At 70.7% G+C, this 23,584-nt stretch carries 22 protein-coding genes and 2 pseudogenes; 16 read left to right on the top strand and 8 right to left on the bottom strand.

Features of this window, described 5'->3' with window-relative positions:
• Positions 1 to 277: 277 nt before the first annotated feature.
• On the bottom strand, positions 278 to 469 hold the full coding sequence (locus ADL22_RS29190; RefSeq protein WP_066986445.1) for a DUF1059 domain-containing protein: 192 nt from the start codon (positions 467 to 469) through the stop codon (positions 278 to 280).
• 395 nt (positions 470 to 864) lie between these two features.
• Between ADL22_RS29190 and ADL22_RS29195 the strand changes: the two genes are divergently transcribed.
• Positions 865 to 1,659, top strand: a complete 795-nt coding sequence (locus ADL22_RS29195; RefSeq protein WP_066986448.1) for a helix-turn-helix transcriptional regulator — start codon at positions 865 to 867, stop codon at positions 1,657 to 1,659.
• Positions 1,660 to 1,749: 90 nt separating this feature from the next.
• Here ADL22_RS29195 and ADL22_RS29200 read toward each other — a convergent pair whose 3' ends face one another.
• The 3 genes from ADL22_RS29200 to ADL22_RS29210 all read right to left on the bottom strand — a co-directional run bounded on the left by ADL22_RS29200 (position 1,750) and on the right by ADL22_RS29210 (position 4,794).
• Positions 1,750 to 2,403: a pyridoxal-phosphate dependent enzyme gene (locus ADL22_RS29200; RefSeq protein ID WP_079064518.1), complete on the bottom strand. Its 654-nt coding sequence runs from the start codon at positions 2,401 to 2,403 to the stop codon at positions 1,750 to 1,752.
• Between the two features lie 103 nt (positions 2,404 to 2,506).
• Complete coding sequence (locus ADL22_RS29205; protein ID WP_066986452.1) at positions 2,507 to 2,959, bottom strand: GNAT family N-acetyltransferase; 453 nt, start codon at positions 2,957 to 2,959, stop codon at positions 2,507 to 2,509.
• Positions 2,960 to 3,330: 371 nt separating this feature from the next.
• Positions 3,331 to 4,794, bottom strand: coding sequence for a PLP-dependent aminotransferase family protein (locus ADL22_RS29210; RefSeq protein ID WP_066986455.1), 1,464 nt, complete (start codon positions 4,792 to 4,794; stop codon positions 3,331 to 3,333).
• Between ADL22_RS29210 and ADL22_RS29215 the strand changes: the two genes are divergently transcribed.
• Together ADL22_RS29215 and ADL22_RS29220 are read left to right on the top strand one after the other, a co-directional pair.
• The gene (locus tag ADL22_RS29215; protein ID WP_066986457.1) at positions 4,793 to 5,776 is read left to right on the top strand and encodes a DMT family transporter; all 984 of its coding nucleotides are present in this window, start codon (positions 4,793 to 4,795) and stop codon (positions 5,774 to 5,776) included. The genes ADL22_RS29210 and ADL22_RS29215 overlap by 2 nt on opposite strands.
• A gap of 237 nt (positions 5,777 to 6,013) precedes the next feature.
• Positions 6,014 to 6,223: a DUF1918 domain-containing protein gene (locus ADL22_RS29220; RefSeq protein WP_066986461.1), complete on the top strand. Its 210-nt coding sequence runs from the start codon at positions 6,014 to 6,016 to the stop codon at positions 6,221 to 6,223.
• 62 nt (positions 6,224 to 6,285) lie between these two features.
• On the opposite strand, the gene ADL22_RS29225 is transcribed toward ADL22_RS29220, so the two are convergent.
• Positions 6,286 to 7,569: a glycoside hydrolase family 10 protein gene (locus ADL22_RS29225; protein WP_066986465.1), complete on the bottom strand. Its 1,284-nt coding sequence runs from the start codon at positions 7,567 to 7,569 to the stop codon at positions 6,286 to 6,288.
• Between the two features lie 192 nt (positions 7,570 to 7,761).
• Here ADL22_RS29225 and ADL22_RS29230 point away from each other — a divergent pair, with 192 nt between their 5' ends.
• From ADL22_RS29230 to ADL22_RS29270, 9 genes and pseudogenes are all read left to right on the top strand, one after another.
• A complete protein-coding gene (locus ADL22_RS29230; protein WP_079064519.1) occupies positions 7,762 to 8,631 on the top strand; it encodes a 3-hydroxybutyryl-CoA dehydrogenase in 870 nt (289 codons plus the stop codon).
• A gap of 688 nt (positions 8,632 to 9,319) precedes the next feature.
• Positions 9,320 to 9,833 (top strand): annotated as a pseudogene (locus tag ADL22_RS29235) (type VII secretion protein EccC); the annotation flags it as partial.
• Positions 9,834 to 9,914: 81 nt separating this feature from the next.
• Positions 9,915 to 11,333 (top strand): DUF6177 family protein, encoded by a 1,419-nt coding sequence (locus ADL22_RS29240; RefSeq protein WP_066986471.1) that lies wholly within the window; start codon positions 9,915 to 9,917, stop codon positions 11,331 to 11,333.
• Positions 11,334 to 11,523: 190 nt separating this feature from the next.
• Positions 11,524 to 11,856 carry a hypothetical protein gene (locus ADL22_RS29245; RefSeq protein WP_066986530.1) on the top strand — a complete coding sequence of 111 codons (333 nt, stop codon included), beginning with the start codon at positions 11,524 to 11,526 and terminating at the stop codon, positions 11,854 to 11,856.
• Between the two features lie 52 nt (positions 11,857 to 11,908).
• Positions 11,909 to 12,220: a pore-forming ESAT-6 family protein gene (locus ADL22_RS29250; RefSeq protein WP_066986474.1), complete on the top strand. Its 312-nt coding sequence runs from the start codon at positions 11,909 to 11,911 to the stop codon at positions 12,218 to 12,220.
• A gap of 130 nt (positions 12,221 to 12,350) precedes the next feature.
• Positions 12,351 to 12,803 (top strand): DUF6507 family protein, encoded by a 453-nt coding sequence (locus tag ADL22_RS29255; protein ID WP_066986476.1) that lies wholly within the window; start codon positions 12,351 to 12,353, stop codon positions 12,801 to 12,803.
• Positions 12,800 to 15,718, top strand: coding sequence for a hypothetical protein (locus ADL22_RS29260; protein WP_066986479.1), 2,919 nt, complete (start codon positions 12,800 to 12,802; stop codon positions 15,716 to 15,718). Before ADL22_RS29255 ends, ADL22_RS29260 begins: the two co-directional genes overlap by 4 nt.
• Positions 15,719 to 15,810: 92 nt before the next feature.
• Complete coding sequence (locus tag ADL22_RS29265) at positions 15,811 to 16,575, top strand: immunity 49 family protein (protein WP_324615622.1); 765 nt, start codon at positions 15,811 to 15,813, stop codon at positions 16,573 to 16,575.
• Between the two features lie 258 nt (positions 16,576 to 16,833).
• Complete coding sequence (locus tag ADL22_RS29270; RefSeq protein ID WP_234430896.1) at positions 16,834 to 17,367, top strand: immunity 49 family protein; 534 nt, start codon at positions 16,834 to 16,836, stop codon at positions 17,365 to 17,367.
• Here ADL22_RS29270 and ADL22_RS29275 read toward each other — a convergent pair.
• Entirely contained in the window at positions 17,364 to 17,921 is a 558-nt protein-coding gene (locus tag ADL22_RS29275; protein WP_234430897.1) for a GNAT family N-acetyltransferase, read from the bottom strand. The genes ADL22_RS29270 and ADL22_RS29275 overlap by 4 nt on opposite strands.
• A gap of 90 nt (positions 17,922 to 18,011) precedes the next feature.
• Here ADL22_RS29275 and ADL22_RS29280 point away from each other — a divergent pair, with 90 nt between their 5' ends.
• The 4 genes and pseudogenes from ADL22_RS29280 to ADL22_RS29290 all read left to right on the top strand — a co-directional run bounded on the left by ADL22_RS29280 (position 18,012) and on the right by ADL22_RS29290 (position 19,962).
• Entirely contained in the window at positions 18,012 to 18,782 is a 771-nt protein-coding gene (locus tag ADL22_RS29280) for a transposase (RefSeq protein ID WP_066986493.1), read from the top strand.
• A gap of 51 nt (positions 18,783 to 18,833) precedes the next feature.
• Positions 18,834 to 19,286, top strand: coding sequence for a tyrosine-type recombinase/integrase (locus ADL22_RS36900; RefSeq protein ID WP_066986496.1), 453 nt, complete (start codon positions 18,834 to 18,836; stop codon positions 19,284 to 19,286).
• Positions 19,287 to 19,303: 17 nt separating this feature from the next.
• Positions 19,304 to 19,414, top strand: a pseudogene (locus ADL22_RS34290) (3-hydroxyacyl-CoA dehydrogenase family protein); the annotation flags it as partial.
• Positions 19,415 to 19,734: 320 nt separating this feature from the next.
• Complete coding sequence (locus tag ADL22_RS29290) at positions 19,735 to 19,962, top strand: hypothetical protein (protein ID WP_066986499.1); 228 nt, start codon at positions 19,735 to 19,737, stop codon at positions 19,960 to 19,962.
• A 554-nt stretch (positions 19,963 to 20,516) separates the two neighbouring features.
• Here the strand turns inward: ADL22_RS29290 and ADL22_RS29300 are convergent.
• Together ADL22_RS29300 and ADL22_RS29305 are read right to left on the bottom strand one after the other, a co-directional pair.
• Positions 20,517 to 21,932, bottom strand: a complete 1,416-nt coding sequence (locus ADL22_RS29300; protein ID WP_079064520.1) for a lytic transglycosylase domain-containing protein — start codon at positions 21,930 to 21,932, stop codon at positions 20,517 to 20,519.
• Between the two features lie 1,027 nt (positions 21,933 to 22,959).
• On the bottom strand, positions 22,960 to 23,580 hold the full coding sequence (locus tag ADL22_RS29305) for an SMI1/KNR4 family protein (protein WP_079064521.1): 621 nt from the start codon (positions 23,578 to 23,580) through the stop codon (positions 22,960 to 22,962).
• Positions 23,581 to 23,584: the final 4 nt, after the last annotated feature.

Raw genomic sequence — 23,584 nt, forward strand, 5'->3', positions numbered from 1 at the left:
GGGGGGGGCGGGATCGGGGTCGGGGGGCGGGGCGGTTCCGTCCATGGGGTGGTGCACCGTGCCGTCCGCCGTCCCGTCCGCTGTGCCGTCCACCGCGCCGTCCGCCATCGGCCGCTCCCGTTCTCGCGCGTCCCGCCGCCGTCCCCCGGGCCACCGCGGCCCGGTACGACGATCCTGCGCCCGGCGGCGCGGCCGGACGACCGCAGCGGGCCCGAACGCGGGTACCGGCCGCCCCGGGAGGGGACGGCCGGGCGGGACCACCGCGCGAGCGGCGCGCTCAGGCGGGCTGCCGCTGCTCGTTCTTGAGGGACTTCCGGATCTGCTCGCGCAGTTCGGGGCTGTCCTCGTGGCCGTGGACGGAGACCGCGTGCGCGCTGGCGGCGCGGACCACTTCCTCCTCCTCGCCGGCGATGACGAGGCTGCACTTGGTCTCACTCGGGTAGTCCCGGCAGTCGATCATCTTGCGCATGATCCACCACCTCCTCGTCTCCAGTGTCGGGCGCCGCCGGCCGCCCGGCGCGGCGCGTACGGGAAACCGCGTATGGCGCACCGGGCGCCGGGCCTGGTGCAGTGGAGGCGGAGACGGAAGGACACGGGCGCCCCACCGCCGGACGGGCGCCGCTGACGGACGGTGACGGGCCGCCCACCGGGGAGTCCGCGCACCGTGCCCCGTCCACCGGGGCGTCCGCCCACCGCCTCCCACGGCCGTCGGGCGCCGAGCGCGCCCGACGCCCCCGGCCGGTCTTCCCCCGGCCGGCCGGGCGGCCCCGCTCCGGACGGCTCCCGGGCCCCGCCGGGAGCCGCTCGCCGCTGCCCGCCCGGGCCCGCCTTGACCGGCGTACGGGTGCCGGTCAGGCTGGAGCCATGAGCGCGGCCGCGGAGGCCGGCCTGGGGCGGATCCTGCCCGTCGTGGACCTCCTCATCGACGCCGTGGACGAGGAAGCCCTGGTTCCGGCGCTGCTCCCGCTGCTGCTCGGCGCGGTCCCCGGCGACAGCGTCATCTGGTCGCCCCGCCCGGACGCGGACCATCCGCGGCACACCCTGCCCGAGGACCTGCTGAGCCGGGAAGTCGTCGAGGCGTTCGACCGCGCGTGGTGGTGCGACCCGTTCGTCCGGCACACCCGGCTCGGCAGCGGCACCCCGCTGCGCCGCTCGGCGCTCCAGACGCCCGCGGAGTTCCACGCGCTGCCCCTCTACCCGGACGTCTTCCGGGTGTTCGGGGCCGAGCGGCAGCTGGCGATGTCGTTCCCGGCGGGCTACGCCGGGGGCGGGCCGCGGCGGGTGGCGGTGGTGGTCAGCCGGGGCGGGGGCGGCCCGGACTTCTCCGACGCGGACGTGGCCGCCGCCGGGCTGCTGCGGACCCGCCTGAGCCGGGTCCTGGGCCGGCTGGCGCCGCCGGCTCCGGCGCCCGCCCAGGAGCGGGTGACCCGCCGCGAGTCGGCCGTCCTGGGACTGCTCGCGGACGGCCTGACGAACCAGCAGATCGCGCACCGGCTGGCGATCAGCCCGCGCACCGTCGACAAGCACCTGGAGCACGCCTACGCCAAACTGCGGGTCGGCGGCCGGGTCGCGGCGGCCAACGCCTGGCTGATGCGGGACGCGGGGGCGGGCATGGGAATAGGGACGGGGGCGGGGACGGGGACGGGGACGGAGCGCTGACCCGGCGGGCGGCCCACGCCAGGCGCGCGCCAGCGGCCCGGTCGGCGTGGCCTTCCGCCCGGCCCGGCTCATGGGCTCGCCGAACCCGGCTCAACTCCCATATTTCCCCGGCCAGTTCCACTCCCCCGTCGCCGCGAAGCGGTCCAGCCGGGTCGCGTACGGTGCCGGATCGAGACCCTGGCCGGCGAGCCAGCCGGGGTCGAGGTGGGTGGCGCGGTACGGCTCGGCACCGTCCCCGGCGAGCGCGACCACGATGCCGCCGCGCCCGTCCGCGCGCATCCGGGCCGCGAGGTGGCAGGCCGCCCACAGCGCGGTGCCGGCGGCCGGGCCGCAGGCGAGCCCCGCGGCCCGGTGCAGCCAGCGCATCGCGGCGACCGAGGCGGCGTCCGGCACCGGGACGACCAGGTCGATCAGCTCGGCGCGGAAGCCCGGTTCGGTGCGCGGGCGGCCGATGCCGGGGATCCGGGACGGCATCCCGGTCGCGTAGTCGTCGCAGCCGCTCGCCCAGGCCGGGAAGTACGCGGAGTTCTCCGGGTCGGCGACGGCCAGCCGGGCCGGCAGCCGGTCCTTGACGCTGCCGGTGGGCTGCGCCGACTCGTCCTTGACGTAGAGGCCGATCGCGGGCAGGTCGGGCAGGTCGGCCAGCGGCACCGGACGCAGCGGGGTCGGTACGGCGTCGGCGGCCAGCGCGGCGAGCGCCCGCTCGGCCCAGGATCCGCCGGCGGGCGGGGCGGGGGTGGTCACGGGCGGCTCCCGGAAGGGGCGTTCGTGGGTGGGCTCCCGAAAGGGACGGTCACGGGCGCGCTCCCCGAGGAGGACGCGTTCACGGGCGCGTTCCCGGAGGTGGTCAGGGGCCGACGGGGCCCGGGTCGAGCAGGCCGAGCGTCATCCACTGCTCGGGCGCCGCCAGCGGCCGGAAGCCGACCTTCTCGTAGACGCCGTGCGCGTCCTTGGTGGCCAGGGTGATCCGGGCCAGGCCGTGCGGGGCCAACTCCTCGGCGACGGCCTCGACCAGCGCGGTGCCCAGGCCCTTGCCGCGGTCGTCGCGGCAGACGTAGACATCGCAGAGCCAGGCGAAGGTGGCGTAGTCGGTGATGACCCGGGCGTACGCCACCTGGCGCCCGGAACTCCGTTCGTAGACGCCGAAGTTGAGGGAGCCGGCCAGCGCCCGGTCGTGGTGTTCGCGGGTGCGGCCGAGGGCCCAGTACGAGTCGGTGGCGAGCCACTGGTGCACCAGGGCGGAGTCGAGGCGGTCCGGGTCGGTGGAGATCTCGTAGCCGTCGAGGGCGTGCGCGTTCATGCCGGGAGGGTGGCAGACGGCACGGGTCGGAGTCGAACGCGTTACCGGGGCGGGCTGGGGCATGCGCGTCCCCGGCGGGCCGTACGGCTGGCCGCCCCGACCGTGCGCGTCCCCGGTGAGCCGGTACTGCCGGCTGCCCCGACCGTGCGCGTCCCCGGTGAGCCGGTACTGCCGGCTGCCCCGACCGTACGCGTCCCCGACCACCGGTCACCCCGCCCGGCCGCGCTCACACCCCCGGGCACGCGGCCGCTCATGTTTCACGTGAAACACCGCTCGCCCGGCAGGAGTTCGCACCCAGGCACGCGGCCGCCTCACGTTTCACGTGAAACACCATTCCCCCGGCAGGAGTTCACGCCCAGGAACGCGGCCGCTCACGCCACCGCCACCCCCAGCTCCTCGCAGGCGGCGCGCAGGCGGCGGATCCCCTCGTCCAGTTCGCCGGTGCCGGCCGCCCCGGCGAAGCTCAGCCGGAGATGCGGCGCGGGCGGTTCGGCGGCGAAGTACGGGCGGCCGGCCGCCACCGCCACACCGGCCCGGAGCGCGGCGCCGGTCAGCGCCGCCTCGTCGGTGCCGTCCGGCAGCCGGAGCCAGAGCGAGCAGCCGCCGAGGAGCGGCCGGCGCCCGGCCGCCGCGGCGAGCGCCGGCAGTTCGCGCTCCAGGGCGCCGAGCACGGCTTGCCGGCGGGCCGCCAGCACCGAGGAGACCTGCCGGAGGTGGCGGGGCCAGGCGGGCGCGCCGACCAGTTCGAGCGCGGTCTCCTGGAGCGGCCCGGGGACGAAGAAGGAGTCCACGACCTGGATGGCGCGCAGCCGGTCGAGGACCGGGCCGCGGGCCGCCAGGGCGCCCACCCGCAGGCCGGGCGAGGTGGCCTTGGTCAGCGAGCGGACGTGCACGACGGTGCCGTCCGGGTCGTCGGCGATCAGGGTGGGCGGCGGCGGGGGCGCGTCCGCGTGGCCCAGCAGCCGGGCGAAGTCGTCCTCGACCACGAACGCGCCGGCCGCCCGGGCCGTCCGCAGCACCTCGCGGCGCCGGCCGGCGGCCAGCACCGCGCCGGTGGGGTTCTGGAAGAGCGGCTGGCACACGAACAGCCGGGCCCCGCTGGCCCGGAAGGCGTCGGCGAGCAGATCGGTGCGGACCCCGTCGTCGTCCACCGGCACCGGCACGGGGCGCAGCCCGGAGGCGCGGGCGACGGCCAGCAGCCCGGGGTACGTCGGCGATTCGACCAGGACGGGGGCGCCGGGCGGGGCGAGGGCGCGCAGCGCGGCGGTCAGGGCGCTCTGGCCGCCGGCGGTGATCAGCACGTCGCTGGGGGCGAGCGCGCCGCCGGGGCCGCCGATCTCGCGGGCGAACCAGGACCGCAGCGCGGCCACCCCGTCCACCGGCGGGCGGCCCCAGGCGCCGGGGCGCCGGCCGGCCCGGGCCAGCGCGGCGGCCAGCGCGCGCTCGGGCTGGAGGCCGGAGTGGAGGTAGCCGCTGTTGAGTTCGATGACGCCGGTGGCGGGGGCGGCGAGGGTGGCGAGGACTCCCGTGGCGTCGACACTGCGCGGCACCTGGTCGCCGGCCGGCTCGGCGCTGAGCGCGATCTCCTGCCAGGAGGTGTCGGCCGGGCGCGGTGCCGTACGGCGCGGTTCGGCGCGGAACGCCCCGGCGCCGGGGCGGGTGACGACCAGCCCTTCGGCGGCGAGGGCGGCCAGCGCCCGGGAGACCGTGACCGGGCTGACCCGGTGGCGTTCGATCAGCGCCCGACTCGACGGCAGCTTCTCACCCGGAGAGTAGCGCTCCAGCTCTTCCCGCAGGATGGCGGCCAGCTCAGCCCCACTGCTACGCTCATGCATGAGTACAGAGAATAGCGCTATCGCCTCGAGTGCGATAGCGGTCACCGCGCCCCAGGACCCCACGTCCCAGGCCCCCGCGCCCCAGGACTCCGCGGCGCCGCGGCGCCCGGCCCCCACGGCCCGGCCCGCCGGGTCAGGCGTCCTGCTCGCCGCCCTCGGCGTCGCGTCCTTCTCGCTGACCTTCCCCGGCACGGCCTGGGCCCTGACCGGTATGGGCCCGTGGACGGTGGTCATGCTGCGCAGCGTGCTGGCCGCCGCGCTGGCCGGCGGATGCCTGGCGGTCTCCCGGGTGCCGCTGCCGGACCGCCGCGACTGGCCGGGGATCGCGGTGGTCGCCGGCGGCGTCGTGCTCGGCTTCCCGCTGCTGACGACCCTGGCGCTGAAGACCTCCACCACCTCGCACGCCGCCGTGGTCGTCGGCCTCCTGCCGCTGGCCACCGCCGCCGGGTCGGTGCTGCGTACAGGGGCCCGGCCCTCCCGGGCGTTCTGGATCGCCGCGCTGGCCGGCGCCGCGGCCGTCCTGGCCTTCGCGATCCAGCAGAGCGGCGGCGCCCCGAACCTCGGCGACCTCTACCTCTTCGGCGCGCTCCTGGTGTGCGCGGCGGGCTACACCGAGGGCGGCCGGCTGGCCCGCCACATGCCCGGCTGGCATGTCATCGGCTGGGCGCTGGTCCTGGCGCTGCCGGTGACCGTGCCGGGCTCGGTCTGGGCGCTGGCCACCGAGCCGGTGCACGTCACGGGCCGCGCGGTGGCCGGGCTGGTGTGGCTGGCGGCCGGCTCGACGTTCCTGGGCATGGTGGTCTGGTACCGCGGGATGGCCGCCATCGGCGTCTCCCGCGCCAGCCAGCTCCAGCTGGCCCAGCCGCTGCTGACCCTGGTCTGGTCGGTCGTCCTGCTCGGCGAACACCTGCCGCCGGCCGCCCCGCTCACCGCCCTGGCGGTACTGGCCTGCATCGTGGTCACGCAGCGGGCGCGGAGCTGAGGGGGCGGGGGCGGGGCGCGGATGGCTTACGGCGCGCGGCGGCTTTCGGGACGCGGGCCCGGAGGCCCACCCGCGCTCACCGGGCGCGCGCCGGGAGGGCGGACCTAAACTGGCGAACGATGGCAGTTGGTGCCGTCCGGGCCGTTCCGGGCCCGCGATCCGTTGGCCGCCCGCTCCCGTCCGGCCGTACGCGCCGGGCGCTCCGGTCGGCGGTCATCCCAGGCGGGAGGAGCCCAGATGCACGCGAAGACGGGCGACCGGCTGCTGGTCCACGGCAGAACGGTCGGCCATGGCGACCATGTCGTCGAGATCGTGGAAGTGCTGGGGGCGAACGGCGAACCGCCCTACCGCATCCGCGCCGAGGACGGCCACGAAACGATCATGTGGCCCGGCCCGGACTGCGTCGTCCAGCACCCCAAGGCCACCCGGCCCCACACCATCAGCTAGCCGGCGCCGGCCACCGGCGGTGGCGCGCCCCGGCGCCCGCCACCGCCGGGAACGCCGGGGCGTCAGCCGCCCCCTGCCCCCGCCCCGTAGTGGTCCCTGACCACCCGCTCCAGCGCCCCCACCGGATCCCGCACCACGTCCTTCGCCGAGAAGTACACGTGTCCGCCGACCTCCGGATGGCGGCGGGCGAAGGCCACATGGCGGGAGAGCTCGGCCGGATCGCGCCAGGCCGCCGGCTGCGCCGTCCGGCCCGCCTTGTAGAGCGCCTCGCCGATGTAGAGGTCCACCCGCGTACCGGCCACGGTCCGCGCCCACCACGGCACCAGCTCCGCGTAGTCGGCGGCGGTGAAGCCGAGCGGCCAGTACACCTGCGGCACGATGTAGTCGAGCCAGCCCTCCCGCACCCAGCGCCGGGTGTCCGCGTAGAGGTCGTCGTACGTCTGCACACCGGCCTCGGTCCGGGAGCCGCGCGGGTCGGTCCCGCTGTTGCGCCAGACCGCGAACGGGCTGACGCCGAACCGCACCCGCCGCCCGGTCGCCCCGATCCGCTCCGCCATCTCCCGGATCAGCCGGTCGGTGTTGTCCCGCCGCCAGTCCGCGCGGTGGTCGAACCCGCCGCCGTACGCCTCGAACGCCGCGTCGTCGCGGAAGGTCTGGCCCGCGACCGGATACGGGTAGAAGTAATCGTCGAAGTGCACCCCGTCGACGGGGTAGCGGCGCACCGCGTCCAGCATCGCGTCCTGCACGAATCGGCGGACCTCCGGCAGCCCGGGGTTGTAGAAGAGCTTGCCGCCGTAGGGCACCACCCAGGACGGGTGGCGGCGGGCCGGATGGCCGGGCGCGAGCCGGCCGGGGTCGGCGTGGTTGGCGACCCGGTACGGGTTGAACCACGCGTGCAGCTCCAGCCCGCGCCGGTGCGCCTCGCGGACCGCGAAGTCCAGCGGGTCCCAGCCCGGGTCGCGGCCCTGGGTGCCGGTCAGGCACTGCGCCCAGGGCTCGTACGGCGACGGCCACAGCGCGTCGGCGCTCGGGCGGGCCTGGAAGAAGACGGTGTTCAGCCGCCGCCGGACCGCGGTGTCCAGCAGGCGGGTCAGCTCCTGCCGCTGGGTGTCGGGGGCCAGCCCGGGCCGCGACGGCCAGTCCAGGTTGGCCACCGTCGCCAGCCACATCCCCCGCATCTCCCGCCGCGGCGAGCCTCCCTTCCCCGGGTGCGCCCCCTCACCGCCCGTCCCCCCGGCCCCACCCGGGGCACCCGCACCGGCCGCCTCCCCCGGAGCACCCGCCCCCAGCACCATCCAGGAGGCCGCCCCCACCACCACCGCCGCACCGAACCCCCTACGCGTCATCCCCCGCGCCATCCCTCGCGCCATCCCTCGCATCAAAAACCCCCATCTCATCCGTTTCGTCCCATCTGGCAGCCTCAGAATGCCCGCCCCGGGGCCGTCCTCCCAGCACCTCGCGGAGTAACGTCGGGGGCGAGGCGGGCGCCGGACCCTTACGGCGTACCGCCGGTCCCGAAGATCAGCGAAAGGCACGAGGTGACGGACTCATTCGCCGACATTGCGCGCGTCGGAGTGGTCGGCTGCGGCCAGATGGGCGCAGGCATCGCCGAGGTGTGCGCCCGCGCCGGACTGGACGTCAAGGTCGCGGAGACCACCGGCGAGGCACTGGAGCTGGGACGCACCCGGCTGACCAACTCGCTCGAGAAGGCCGCCGAACGCGGCAAGATCACGGTGGCCGAACGCGACGCGACGCTCGGCCGGCTCAGCTTCACCACCGACCTCGGTGAGTTCGCCGACCGCGACCTCGTCATCGAGGCCGTGGTGGAGAACGAGCAGGTGAAGACGGAGATCTTCCAGGTGCTCGACCAGGTGGTGGTCCGCCCGGACGCCATCCTGGCCTCCAACACCTCCTCCATCCCGCTGGTCAAGCTGGCGGTGGCGACCTCCCGCCCCGACCAGGTCATCGGCATCCACTTCTTCAACCCGGCGCCGGTCCAGAAGCTGGTCGAGCTGATCCCGGCCCTGACCACCGGCGAGGAGACCCTCAAGCGCGCCGAGGCCCTCACCCAGGACGTCCTCGGCAAGCACGCCATCCGCGCTCCCGACCGCTCCGGCTTCGTCGTCAACGCCCTGCTCATCCCGTACCTCCTCTCCGCGATCCGGATGTTCGAGTCGGGCATGGCCAGCCGCGAGGACATCGACAACGGCATGGAACTGGGCTGCGCCCACCCCATGGGCCCCCTCAAACTCTCCGACCTCATCGGCCTCGACACCGTCGCCTCCGTAGCCGCCTCCATGTACGAGGAATACAAGGAGCCGCTGTACGCGGCACCGCCGCTGCTGCAGCGGATGGTGGACGCGGGGCGACTCGGGCGGAAGAGCGGATCCGGCTTCTACTCGTACTAGGGAGTGCGGCGACGTCGCCAACTGGCGCTGCTCCAGGGTGAGTTCACTCTGGGCAGCGCCAGCGGCGGCGCTGCGGCCGGGTGGCTTTCGAGGCCCGGCCAGCCCCTCGCCCACGCAGGCACGCCCGGTCCACGTGGTCCCCACAGGGAAACGACCCGGCGAGGCCCATCGGCGGGCGGAAAACCGGCCCTGACCTGGGGCTTTGCGTCTTTCAGGGCTGTCGGGGCCTTTCCTGCTTACTCAGCGAAAAGTCCCTGGAAAGTCCCTGGGACAGAGCTGAAAGTCCCTGAAAAATCCCTGGGATGTCCCCGTGGTGGAGCGTCCTGACCTGTGTTCCGAGCACTGCATCGGGCGGGCGTTGGACGGCGGCAGCAGTTCCCTCTCGCCTGAGGACTCCCTCATGGCCGCACGATGCCCGGACCGAACTGGCATCCTTCGAGCGACCGAGTACCGGTCTGGTGGTGATGGGCAGGTTCGGAGGGCCTCAGGGTGGCTGGCACGTTGTCGCTGGCGGCCAAGGGATCAACGCGCGCAAGTGAAGCGGCGGACGAGAGGCGACGGGCGAGGAAATGGCACGGGATTACGACAGTCAGTTGCTGGAGTCGGTGGCGGTACGCCGGCGCAGGATGCGGGATGCCTTGTTGTTCGGTGGCCAGCGGGGCCTCGCACGGCGGACGAGCGGCTCGGGAAGTGGTACGGCGAGGACGAGCTGGTCTTCGCCGTCATGGACCCCCGACGGAGTCTGCGCGGGGCGATCCCCGAGGAGTTCAACGGCGGCTACGCCTACAACGCCAAGCTGTGCGCGGGCCTGGCCGCCGGCGTCGCGAGCGTCCTGGGACCTTCAGCCCGGCAGCTGGGGCGGCGGTCCGCGGATCGTGGTCCTCGTCGACGACTACGACGTCCTCACCACCGCCGGCCAGGAACCCCTCGTCCCGTTCCTGCCGTTCATCCCTTCGGCGGCCGACATCGGCCTGCACTTCGTCCTCACCCGCCGCGTCGCAGGAGCCTCCCGCGGCCTCTACGAACCCCTCGTACAGGCCCTGCGCGAATCGGGAACCGCCGCCCTCGTCATGTCCGGCGACCGCGGCGAGGGACAGCTGTTCCCCGGCGTGTACGCGTCCCGGCAACCGGCCGGCCGCGGCATCCTCATCCGCAGGGGCCACCCCAACCGGTTGATCCAGACCGTGCACTCCCCCGCCTGACTCCCGGAGGTGCCCGTGCACGCGCACCACCCGGGACCTACGGCACCGGTGCCCCGAACAACGCGAAGGACCAGACGACCCATGACCAAGGACGTCATCGCCCTCACCCAGCGGATGCCCGACCCGTGGGCCATGCTTGCGGGCCTTCTCTCCGGAGGCCCGGACAAGCTGGTCGACACGGCCGGCGAGGGCGCCGTGGTGCGGCTGTGCGATGGTGAGGGCCGGCCGCTGGTCTCCGTCGAGGCACCGCTGTTCGTACAGGTCCCGGGGGAGGCTGAGCGGCTGCTGGGCACCACCCCGCCGCCGGTTCCGTACTGGTGGACCGAGGCCCGCGCCACCACCGGCGTCGAAGAGGCCGAGCGCCTCGCCGGCACCTGCGCGGCCCGACTGGCCGCCCTGGCCGACGGCTCCGCCTGGCCACCGGAAGCCACCCGGTCCCTGGCCGTCGTCGAGACCGACGGCCTGAGCGTCGCGCCCGAACCGGCCGCCGCTCACCCTGCCGTCGATGTCCTCACCGACAAGGTCGCCGTCGTCATCCAGGACCGGCCTGTGGTCGCGATGACCGCCTGGCTCTCCGACGCCTTCCGCGCCGCCGCCACCGCCGAGCTCGGCCTCCAGGTCGTCACCGCACCGGGCGCGACGCTCTCCCCGGCCGTCCGCGAAAGCCTCAGCACCTGGCCCTGCCGCTGGGTGGTACGCGACGAACGGGACGGCTACTACGACGGGCTGACCGGCGCCGTACTGCGCTGGCACGACGGCATGTTCGCCCCCGTACCGTCGCCCGAGGCGACCGCTGACGACCCGCGCACCCCGGTGGCCGCCGCCTATCAGGACGTCACGCCCGCCGCCGGGCGCCAGCTGGCCGTGACCTTCCGCACCGTCCACCCCGCCGACGAACACCTGGTGCTCGGCGGCGCGCTGGAGTCGATATGGCGCGAGCTCACCGGCCGGCCCCCGGCCGGCTGGGGAACCGCCGAACCCGCCAACCTCCCCTGGTCACCGCGACAGCTCACCGACCTCGCCCGCGACCGAGCGCCGGAGCCGACCTGGGTCGTGGTGGTCGGCAACCCGGAGCGGCCGGGCCTTGCCACGGTGCGGGTCAGCCGCACGAAGGCGGGCGTGGAGGAAGACGTCACGCTGATGTTCGGCTACGCCCCCGGCGAGGCCCCGCCGGTAGACGCCCTGCCCAGGGCCGCGGAGCTGCTCGCCACCCGCCACCGCCTCCAGTCGATGCTCGTCCAGCTCCGCAAGGCCCGCCGCGACTTGGCCGTGCCGCCCCGCTTCGAGGGCCCCGGTGTCCCCGTGGCCTTCGTGCTCGGCGCAGAGGAAGTCAGCGGGTTCCCCGACGACCGGGCCCGGAACACCCCGCTGGCCGAGCCGCCCGTCCCGCTCGGCCCGCAGACCCGCCCTGCGCTGTACTACCCCTTCCCGGGAGACCCGTCGGACCTGTCGGTCTGGCAGGACTTCGAGCACCTGATGCGGCATCTGAAAGGCGCGTGAGCACACCTGTAGCGAGTGGACGGGCGCGTCCCGCTCATCGTCGAACGCACTGCGGCGCCGGGTCGGCGGACAGCAATTCTGAGTGGTTGTCACACCCTGGTCATAGCATGGGGATGCGGATTGCTCCGGTGATGCGCAATTGATAGGCATGACCGTGCAAACGGTCATCCAGTCCAGTGGGGGGAGCTCAATGAAGTTCGACATGGGGGCGCAGACGCTCTCGACGCTGAGGTCGCAGTCGCAGGGGTCGAGCACGGAGCTGGGGACGTTGATCCACCAGCTCATCCAGGCGGCCCAGCCGTTGGAGGGGAAGTTCAACGGCGCGGGCAAGGCGGCCTTCGACTCGTTCAAGGCGCACGCGGACGAGATCACAGCGGAGCTGAACGGCGCGCTGGCCGCGATGATCGGGGGCCAGTCGGGCATGGAATCGGCCTTCAGCACAGGCGTCCAGGAGCAGGCCGACAACGCCCGGTCGCAGATGGCGGCGGCCAACTTCGACGCGGCCCGCTTCTCGGGCCGCTGACGCCCGACCGCGACAGACGTACTACGGCCAGGTTTCCACGGGGAGGATTGTGATGGCTGCCGGCATGGACCGCCGCTCGTACGACTCGGGCGCATCGGCGGAGGCACAGGGCAACATCCAGGCGGTGATCGGCCGCCTGGAGCAGGTGATCGCGGCCCGTGACGCGCAGGTCAAGCAGGCGATGGCGGATTTCACCGCGGACGGTGTCGCCGAGGAGTACCACGGCAAGGAACTGCGCTGGAACCGCGCCTCGCAGGAGGTCAAGAACATCATCCGCCTGCTCAAGACAACGCTGGAGAAGAACGACGCCACCGCGCACCAGACGCTCGCCCGCGCGAAGTCCGCGGTCGACAACATCGGCTGAACCACCCGGCGCAGCAGCGACAGGAGCGGTCCTCCGCGGTGCGCCGACGGATTACCGACCGCAGGAAGCGGCGGAGCCACGGGGGATGTGGCGGCGGTGAAAGTGCAGCAGAGAGGAATGCGGACGTTTCATGGCGTCATGGGACATTCAGCCGCAGGGAGTCCAGGGTCAGTTGAAGATCGTCGGCACCCGCGCCGAAGATCTGGGGGACGCCCTGAGCACCCTGCTCGCGGACCTGCGAGAGGCAGCCGGGGCAGCGGGTACGGCTGTGCCGGGCTCACAGGCGGCCGCGCTGCCGCACGGGCCCGTGATGCCGGGGCCCGCGCTGAAGGGGCCGACGGGGGCAGCGGTGCTGTCGCAGACGTCGACGGGTCCGGTCGGCGCCGCGCTGGCCGAGTACGCGGCGGCCCGTAAGAGCGACTTCAAGGCGATGGCCGACCGCTGCCAGGCCGCCGTCCTGGGCGCGGCCAAAGCCACCAACGAGTACGTCCAAGGCGACCTGGAAGCTGCCCAGAACGCCCAGCGCGCCGCCCGCGCCGTACGCCTGGACGCTTTCAAGGACTTCGGGGGGAAGCAGAGATGAGCGAGGGCGCACCGGTCGACCCGTCCGAGGTACCGGTCTTCACCGGCGACCTGGACCTTCTCGAAGCCAAGGTGAAGTCGCTCTCGAACGGCGGCTCCAAGGTCGCGACCGCCGGCTCGGACGTCCACAAGTCCTTCGGCGGCCTGTCCGCCTTCTACAAGGCGCCCGAGGCGGAGCAACTGTTCGGCGTCACCAAGCCCGTAGCGGACACCGCCCACGACGTCGGCCACGACGCGCGTGTCATCGCCGGGGCGCTTGGCACCTACGCCCGTGAGGTCCGGCCGCTGGTCCACCAGCTGCAGCAGCTCAAGCAGGAGGCCGCGGACTTCCGCCACAAGGTCGAGGGCAGCGAGGACGACTGGCGCGAAGACAGCGATCTGGTCGACGAGAATCTCGCCCGGCGCAACAAGATCGCCGAGGTGTGGGCCGCGTTCCAGGCGGCCGAACGCGACTGTCACGCCAAGATCGTCGGCCTGGTCGGCGGCAAGGCGCTCCACGCCATCGACGCCTCCCACAAGAGCGGCTACGGCTACGACGCCGAAACCCTCAAGCAGTCCCGCAGCCTGCCCTGGGGCGACGCGGTCGAGGAATCCGTCCCCTGGTGGAAGGTCTGGGACCACGCCTACGACTTCGGCAAGGGCGTCATCATCGACGGCGCCTGGGGCAGCGCCAAGGGCCTGCTGACCCTGTTCGGCTGGGAAGGCTCGGAGGCCGCCGGACAGGCATGGTCCAACCTGGCCAAGCTCACCACCACAGGTTCGCTCATCATGACCATGCCCGCCCTGCTCCCCGCCTACTTGATGACGCCGGGGCGCATGCTGCCCTCCTGGTTCCGGGACTCGCGTACCGCGATGCTGGAGACCGGCAAGGCACTCGTGGCCTGGGACCAGTGGGAATCCAACGGCTCCCGAGCAGCCGGCGCGGTCACCTTCAACGCCATCACCGCGGTCATCACCCGCGGCGGGGGCGCCGCCGTGGAGGGCGCGACAAAGGCCGGCGTGGCGGTCAGGGCCGTGTCGGTAGCCGGGAAAGTGGGCGAGGTCATCGACCCGATGACCTACGTCTTCAAGGGCGCGGGCACCGGCATCTCCAAGATCGGCGACGTGATGGCCCACCTGAAGAACACCGGCCACTTCCAGGTCCCGAAGATCTCCGAGGGCGTCTACAGCCTGCCCGAAGGCGCCGTCAAGCTGCCGGACGGCACAATCCAGCTGCCCAAGGACGCCCCCACCCCGGAAGGGGCGAACAAACTCCCGGACAACAGAATCAAGCTGCCCGAAGGAACGGTTGAACTCCCGCCGAACACGGTGAAGGATCCGGCCACCGAGAAGTACTTGGACGACAGAGGCGACCTCTACAACGAGGACGGCAGCCTCTTCCAGAAAGCCGAAGCCGCCCACAAGGAACAGACCCCCACACCGGCCACCGGTGCGGAGAACCCGCGGACCGAGGCCCCGGTTCGCCAGGAACAGCCGGTCCTGGCCGGCGTCGGCGGACGCGGCGACGACGTCACACGACTCGGCTCGGACATCTCCGACCCGGCCCGCGCCGCAGACGACCTCCCAGCTGGCCGCCCAGACGTGACTCCGGGCCGCACCATGGGCCATACTCCCGGTGGCCGTGTGGGCGAGCACATGCCCACGAACAGCCTGGACATCGGGGCAGGCGGCACCGACCGCGTCGGCAACGACTACCCCACGGGCAACAACGTCAGTCAGACGACGGACAGTACGCCCGCGGCCGGCAGCGGCCACGCAGATACCGCGTCCACCGGCTCCGGCAGCCATGGTCTCCCAAACGGATCGTCCGCCGACAACGGCGTTCCTCACAGTCACCGCCGCGAGGGCCTGGACATCAGCGCCTTGGACGACGCGGTTCGCGCGCGCGACAACGCCATGGACAATGGTGCGCACGCAGGCGACAGTACGACTGGGACTGCTGACAACGCCGCGATGTCGGGCAGCCAGGCGGACACGGCACCCAGGGCGATCGAACGCCCCAGTTTCATGCACGACGGAGACAATCCGTACGGCCCACCTGGTTCGCTGACGGACAAGCAGATCGCGGAGATCCAGGTCTACCGCGCTAACCACGAGCCCGGTTACTTCGAGGAGTACTACAAATCCAATGGCCGTCGGCACCGCACGACGGTCGTAGACGAGAGCCTCCGAGTTCCCCCGCACTTGGTCCAGGAAACTCCGAATGGTCCTTGGATCGCAGCGTCTGATGCCCCGCCGCCCATCCCGGAGAAGTACCACGGCGGCGAGGGGGCGAGCGGTACGCGCAACAATGTGCTGGACGAGGCTTCGCTTCGTGTCTTCGACGAGGCTGCCGGTCACCGGAGAAGCTCCATCGACTACGCACAGGCCGCCGAGCGCCACAGGGACATGTATTCCGGGCTGCCGGAGAAAGACCCCACTCGAATCGAAGCTCGCAACGAGTACCGCTCAGCCATGCACACGCAGACCAAGGCGGCCGAAGCATACGGGGAGACGGTCGCCGAGCACGTGATGCCGCAGCTCTACAACGACGTCGTTGGACGTGAGACGCTCCACGGCCCAACGAACGGCAACGACCAATTCGACCAGGTATACCGCCGCGAAGGCGGTAAGTACGTGGTCGTCGAGGCTAAATCCGATGTCGATACCCGCCTGAACTCCCGCAAGCTCCCTGGAGGTGGTAGGGCCATGCAAGGGACGCGGGAATACTTCTTCGACATCCTGCGTGAGATGCGCGAGCGGAGCCGGCAGTACCCTAGTGAGGGCAAGCTGGCCGATGCCCTGGAGGCAGCCCTCAAGGAGGGTAAGGTCGACTACATCCTGGTTAAGGGGAAGTCCAACGGCAGCCTGTACGGGGGTTTTGAAATGGAGAAGTTCGACATTCGGCAGCGCGACAAGAACGGAAACATCCTGTGACGCGGAGCGTGGACCGGCACGGTGGACCAGGGCCTGATGACCAGGCCTACGCCCAGGCCCTGAACGAGGGGCTCCTCCAGACGATCTCGTTCTTGGAGGAATCGCCCGAGATGCTCGACGGAGCTCTGGACAAGGCGATGCTCCATGTCCAGGCTCGTCTGGCGGTCAATTCCGATGCATCCGCCCTGGAAACATGGGAGGCCGTCGTAACGGCGATGCAGGTGGGCTCAGCGATGTTTGCCGTCGCTGCCCGCACCGAGGGCACTGTCGAATGCCGTATCGCCGAAGAGATGCGTACCCTCCGGGCGACCGGGCCTCGACTACACGCCAACCCCGGCAACTGGATCACGGCGTTCTGGCTGGCCGTCGTGTGCCGCGAACAGGACCGGATGACTCAGCTGTGTGAGATCCCGGTTGAGGCGCTGCGCGCTTCAGGCACAGAGTACGACGAATTCATTTACCTCTGGATCGACGCCCTCCAGACGTACTGGCTGGAGCGGCCCGGACTTATCGACAAGCTGGTCGCGGCGATCGAGGCGTCCTACCCGGAGCACGTCCAGGTCGCAGACATGGAGCTGATGGAGAAGATCCTCTACCAGCCGGTCAATCTCTTTCACCGCTTCCTTCGCAAGGACCGAGAAGGCTTCAACCAAGCTCTCTTTGAAGCTCTAGAGCTCCACAAGGCGTACTGGACAGCCACAGAGAAGCGGGAGAGCAGTGTCGCGGGCTACCTTGCTCTCGGTCCGCTCGCCATCGCATGCCTCGCCTACGACGCGGGCTTCCCCATCACTGTCGAGTCGGACTACCTGCCCAGTGAGCTACTCAACCGCGCCTGGCTGGGTGAGTTCCCTACGTGAAGCACAGGTGATCATCGCCCCTCCTCGTCAGGGCCAGGGTGAGGAGCCCTCGGCGTTCCGTGAGAAACGTAAGGACGCACACGGGCGGTTAAACATCCGCGGGGGACTTCTGTGACCGTAACTATCTCTCGGCATGCACCGCCGGCAGGACCTGACTCCGAACGGTTCACGGAGCGGCTGAATGAACGAGTAGCTCGGCGTATCGAGCGCCTTCAGGAGTCGGCCAACTCGATTGACTTCGCCTTCAGTACCTCTGTCATGGCGCTACACGCTCGCTGTGTCATCGATCCTCGCGCGGCGAAGGTGGAGACCTGGGAGGCGACCGTCAACGCGATGCAGTTGGGCTCGGCGCTGTTCGCCGTGACAAGTGCAAGCGAGGGAACCATTCAGTGCCGCATCGATCGGAAGGCGCGGGCCCTTCAGGCCATCGGCCCTCTTTCTTCTGCAGACGCGGGAAATTGGCTGACGGCGTTCTGGTTGGCGGTCATTTGCCGTCTTCAGGGGGTGCTCTATCCGCCGATCAACCTCTTCTACCACTTCGTGCTCAAAGACGAAGCTGGCTTCAGCCCTGCTTTGGAAGAGGCTTTGAAGCTGCACCAGATGTACTGGACGATGACCGAAGAGCGGCGGGCCGACGTCGACGGCAGCATCGCCCTGGGCCCTCTCGCGATTGCCTGCCTCGCCTACGACGGAAAGCTCCCGATCGAGGTCGAGTCGGAATACCTGCCCAAGCACCTTCTGCAGCACAGTTGGCTAAGGGTTGTCCCGCAATCGCTGGTCACGCGTTGCTAAACGCACTCATGTTGGCTTGGTGCCAGGGTCGGGGTATGGATTCGCAGGTCTCGGATGTACCAGTCGAGCCGTGTCCCGTCCTCGCTGTGCGTGTGCTTGCCGGGGGTAAACCCCGCCCGGTGGGCGACTGCGGCAGACGCGGCGTTCTCCGGCTCTACCCGGATCACCGCCTCCTTCCCGCCCTCACTTGCCGCGTATCGGGAGGCCAGGTGGACCGCGCGGGTGGCTAGGCCGAGCCCCCTCCAGGACGGGTAGAGGCCGTAGGCGACATTCACCTGACCGGGAGACAAGCCCTCTGCTACGAACCGCAGGTCGATCGTCCCCGTGAGCACCTCGTCGGTGCCTGCCCGGATACCGAAAGCCCGGAGCGGGCCGGCAGTGTCCCACTGTTCCCGACAGTGCCGGATGTAGGTTTCGACGCCCTCGCGTGTGCCCGGACCGCCGCTGAGCCAGCGAACCAGCGACTCATCTTCCCCCGCGAGGTGCGCCTCCGCATCGTCCAGACACAGCGGGGACAGAGTGATGATCCCGTCGGATAGCTCCACTTCATGCATCCGGCGATTCTTGACGCCGGAGCTGCGTTGCGCCATCGGATTCCGCGGGACATCGCGCAGAGCCGCTCGACCACAGGGGATGATCTCGGAGTGACTGGTGTGATCACGGCGTCGGAGCCTTCCTGGATAGCCCCATTCACCGGGCTGAGCCCACGTCAGTTCGGCAAACTGATCACCGCGCTGCGCCGCGAAGGCGCGGATGCGATCCGCAGAGGACGGCGGTGGAGCCTGCCGTTGGAGGACCGGGTTCTGCTCGTCGCCGCGTACTGGCGGACGAATCTGACCGTCCGGCAGATCGCCCCACTGTTCGGGGTCTCGGAGTCGGCCGCCGACCGCATCATCGACCACCTCGGGCCAACACTTGCGCTCCACCCTCGCAAACGGTTCCGCAAGGACACCGTACTGATCGTGGACGGCACGCTGGTCCCCACCCGCGACCACACCATCGCCGAGCAGTCGAAGAACTACCGGTACTCCACCAACCACCAGGTCGTCATCGACGCCGACACCCGGCTGGTCGTCGCCGTCGGCCGACCCCTGCCCGGGAACCGCAACGACTGCAAGGCGTGGGAGCTGTCCGGCGCGAAGGCCGCCGTCGGCAAGGCCACGGTGATCGCGGACGGCGGCTACCGCGGCACCGGCCTGGTGATCCCGCACCGCCGCGAGCGCGGCCAGGCCGAACTCCCGGCCTGGAAAGAGGAACACAACGCCTCTCACCGCAAGGTCCGCGCCCGCGTCGAGCACGTCTTCGCCCGGATGAAGGGCTGGAAGATCCTCCGCGACTGCCGCCTGAAAGGCGACGGCGTCCATCACACCATGCTCGGCATCGCCCGCCTGCACAACCTCGCCCTCGCCGGGTGAGCGAGCAGGCCGCACATCACACGACCGTGTCCAGGCCGACTCAGAGATCATTTGCGGGACAACCCTTCGCAGGGCAATCGGATCAACTACTCGAAGTGGAACAAGCAGAGCTGGCGGCCCGCGCTCGCGGCGGCCGGAATTCTGAAGAAGATCGGCGAGAAGGTCAGGACGCACGGAGGCCGCACCCGTCGGTACCCCGTCTACGAGCTGTCCCGCTCGGACATGTTCCACGTCCTCCGGCACACGTACGCGAGTACCCAGCTTGAGGCCGGCGAGTCGATCGTCAGCGTGTCGGAGTGGCTCGGGCACTCCTCACCGCAGATCACGCTGAAGCACTACGCTCACTTCATGCCCGGGGCGGGCAAGCGGGGCCTCGCCGCCATGGACGAGTGGTTCGAACAAGTTCCATCATCCGGTCAAGATCTACAGCCGATTGTCCCTGAGAAGTCCCTGGGCGCCTCGCAGGCCGCGAACCGGCCGCGAAACCGCAGGTCAGAGCGCTAGCCGCGCGAACTGACGGCATGTACGAGGAATACAAGGAGCCGCTGTACGCCGCGCCGCCGTTGCTCCAGCGGATGGTGGACGCGGGGCGCCTGGGCCGGAAGTCGGGGTCGGGGTTCTACTCGTACTAGGCCGGGCCCGCCGACGGCGCCAATTCGCACCGTATTAGCGAGAGTTGAGGCGACCCGACGCCGATCGAGGCCCCGCCGGACAGTGGCTCACGCCACCGCCCCGGCGGGGCCTCGCCCGTACGTCACTGCCCCGCCGGGGCGACTCCCGAGCAGCCAGGACAGAGCTGGCAGCCCCGAGAAAGTCCCCAGCGACGGCCCTGCGCCCCCCTGGCCTCAAATTGCTGACGCACGCCGACAGGCTCGCGGCCGGACGGGACTCCCACGCGTGCTCACCATCCCACCACCCCGACACACGCGTTGCCACACGGTGCCACGATCTGATGATCTCGTGGGCGCACGCTCGTGCCGATGGGCTGGTGCCACATGGGCTGATCACCGGCATCCTTCGCCAGGTCGTCACCGAGCGCCTCTACAGCAGCCCCGTGGCAGCTCTCGTCTTCGGCGAGCCGGGCGTCCAGTACGACGAACCCGTCATCGCACTCCGCAAGGATCTCCAACTGCCGGTCCTCCCGCATGCCTCGCACCCGGCCGAAAGTAGCGGGGCCTGAGCTGTGACGACCAAAAAAATCCGCCGGGTGCGCCGCCGCACCCCCGGGCGTTGCGGCGCGCCCTGTCCCGCTTCGAGGTCCGACTGCCCAGCAAGTCCCCGGTATCGGGTTCACCGCCCACATCACGGCAACCGTCCTCACCCACCCGCCGTATCCGCAGAGCACGGACGAGCCCGCCGCAGCCATCAGGGCCCTCTGCGCCGGGCTGCGTCAGACATCACGCCGACGTGCGACCCCGCGGACCTCGCGATCTTGAGGTGATCCGCGAGTTCCTGGACAGCTTCCAGGACCCACCGCAAAAACGCATGGTCTACGAGGTCCTCGCCGCCGGCATGCGCCACGCGAAACGCCCCGGGCACGCGGCCAGGGCAGAGGCCCTCGCCAATGGGAACGGACATCCACGCACGCCCGACCCGCCGACCGCCACATGAAAAAGCTTTCCGGGCTTCATGGGGGTGCACGACAACCGGCCGAACCGGGGGCGCCGCCCTTCTGACCCGCACCGTGCGGTGCCGACGAAGCGGGAATCCGCTGGCACCGGCCTCCCGTCCGTCTCAGGTGGCGGGCCCGTCCGTAGATATTTCTCCGACAGTGAGGGGAATGTCCAAGGTGACTCCCTCGGGCGTGGCGAGGCGGAGCGTGTAGCTTCCGGAGCGCTCGCCGGTGAAGAGCTGCGGGAGGGTGAGCCGGCCCTCGGAGTCGGTGTCGGGAAGGACGAGGGTACGGAGGGGGTTGCCGTGCTCATCCTTGAAGTAGGGACCGAAGGCGCATTCCCGGGGCTGTTCCCTCTCGCGGGCGCTGTCGAGCAGCGTCGCGGTGAGGCGTACGCCCGGTGTGGGCTTGTTTCCGGTGGTCGTCCTGACCTGTGGGAGATCTGGGAGCCGGCTGTCGAGGTCGGCGTGTACAGGCTGAGGAGTGAGGAGTTCCAGGTGGTCGGCAGTCATCGGTGCGGGCGCCTGCCGGACAGCCGCGGTGAACGCGGCGGTGGCCGGGCGCTGCTTTCCGGGAGCCGCGGCGGTGAGCATCACACATCCGGGGCGGTCTCCGGCCCAGATGGTGGGCGCCGTGGCTAGGCCCCGATCGTCGGTGCTGACGGTCGTGCTGGTGGTGTGGTCTGCGAAGTGCGCCGCGCTCGGCCCGGTGAGGCGATACGTCACCTTGACGCCGGCGACTGGGTGTCCGTGGGCGTCAAGAGCCCGCACCTGCGGCTGCCGCGTGAACGCCTCACCTTCCCCGCGCTCGCCCAGGTAGTCCTCTCCGACCCGTTCCAGGCGGGCGACCGTGTGGTGGGCGGTCCCGGTGCTCCGGCCCGGTGCGGGCTCTGGCTTCCCAGCAGGCTTCTTCTCCGCTCCTGGAGTCGCAACGGGCTTGGCGGGACGGGGAGTCGCCGTTTCCTCCGGAACGCGTTCCCGTTGAGCCGGGGGACGGGTGACGGATCCCTGCCGAACAGTTCGGGACGGTTTCGCGGTCGCCGGGGCGCGGGTGTCTGCAGGGTCGGGGTAGTGAGGGGCGGCGGGTGCCTCATCCGGAGTCGGGGTGACCTTGCTGCCTTGGTACGTGCGCATCCAGTCCCGTACGGCGTTCACGTACTCACGGGAATTGTTGTAGCTGAGGATGGCCTTTTCGAGGTCGGCCGAGCCGTTCAGGTCGCGGCCGCCGGCACACAGGTAGTGGCCGGTGGCCAGTGCCGCGTCGTAGATGTTGTTGGGGTCGTTGACGCCGTCGCCGTTGCCGTCCGCACCCCAACTGGCCCAGGTGGAGGGGATGAACTGCATCGGGCCTATGGCCCGATCGAATTCGGCATCGCCGTCCCAGCGACCGCGATCCGTGTCGCGTATCAGTGCGAACCGCTTGCCGTCCAGCCGCGGGCCGCGGATCGGCTTCGTGGTGGTTCCGTCAGCACGCAAGCCGTAGCCGGAGGCATGGACAGACTCGACGCGGCCGATGCCCGCGACCAGTTGCCAGGACACATGACACGACGGCCGGGCACGGCTCAGGGTCCACTCGGCCTTCTTGTACGCGTCCAGGGCGGTGGCTGGTATGCCCGTGCGCCCCTCGGCCCCCGTCCCTGCTCCAGGTTCTTGCGCGGAGCGACCTTGCCCCTGGGGTGGGCGGTTGGGCAGGTCGAGGTCGGGTACGCCACGAGGCTGAGCCTGCGGAGTTTTCTCATCGGGGCCGGAATCGCTGGCCTCAGCGCTCGGCGGACCGGCGGCCGGAAGCGGGCTGATCGCGGAGGCGGTTGTCAGACCAGCGGCCAGGGCACAGACGCACAGTCCCTGACGCATCCGACGGGTCATCAACAAAGAGAGGACGTATGACAAAGCAGGCAGCGTTTTCACAGATATCCGGGTCCTTGACTCAGGGTGCTGCAAGGGAAAGTTGAGAGCCCCATCGATGCTGGCCCCGCGGTACCACTTCCGGTAACCGACGCGCTGCGGGCATCAAGTGTCCACAGGATTTCCTTGCTAACAGACATACATGCGGCGATAACACGGCCGCAAGAAAATATCCCAAAAGGGCACTTCAAGACCTTATACCGGAACTACTGTAGAACCAATTCCATGCACAGCGCGTGACCGGTCACTAAGATTGCAACGCGACAAAGTGATCCGGTCACCAGTCAAAGGGCCGACTCCAGCCTCCCGAAGTCTGTTGAACTCACGGAAGTCGAGTAACCACGGAAGGCGTTGCCCTGCACCATGTCGTCGCCGAGGGGGAACTCGTCGAATTCCGCATTTGCAGGTATTCCAGAGCACCTTGGCGTGTCGCCCCACGCGATAGCCGGGGCCTCCTCCTCCCCGCGCCAGAAGATGCAGGCACCGGTTGCCGAAGTCCCCGCGCGTTCGCCGTCTCGTACACAACGCCAGCCATACGCCCCCGTCCGTCCCGACTCGCCATCCAGGGCGACGAAGACCCGCCAATTCTGACCCGTTACACCTTTGCGGCGCCGGCGTAGTGACATGCAGGCTCGCCCGTGCACACAGCGGCCAGGCCCGTTCAGTCGAATTCCAAATCCATCCCCGCAAAATCATCCGGCTCGCCGGTCCAGGGGTTGAGCCCGGCGTCACGAAGGCGATCCTCCTCCCGCCAGTGCAGGAAGTGTGGTGCGGTGTCACCCCACAATGATGTGCTGCTCAGTGGGCACTCAGCGAAGTCCGCCCGGAAGATCTTCAGCAGGAAATCCACCATGCCGCAGCGATAGAGCTGCCATCCACCACCGTGGCGCGACCACACAGCCAGCGGCCATTCCTCGGGTGAGTCGCCGACCGTGAGCCAGCACAGTGCGTCCGCTCCGTCAGTCTCTCCCCACACGAACATATCCGACAGGTGATGGTGCGCACCTGCGCCAGGCGACTGCCATTGATGCATCTCCGGGGCCTGCAAGGCGGCCTTCGGCAACCGGCCTATGGTCCGGGATTTCGGTTCTGTCGGTAGCGAGCTGAAGACGAAGAGGGCGTCGCTGATCGTCCCCGCGCCGTACGTGGCGACGAAATCTCGGTAGTCCTGCGGAAACGACACGCCCAGCGTGGCCTCGGCCGCCGTCCAGTCAACCACGTCGCCGGCACCAGCATGCGGCGGCATGATTTCCGTCAACTGCCGCAAGGAATCAGATTTCACGGTG

Source organism: Streptomyces sp. NRRL F-4489 (assembly GCF_001509485.1).
Lineage (GTDB): Bacteria > Actinomycetota > Actinomycetes > Streptomycetales > Streptomycetaceae > Streptomyces.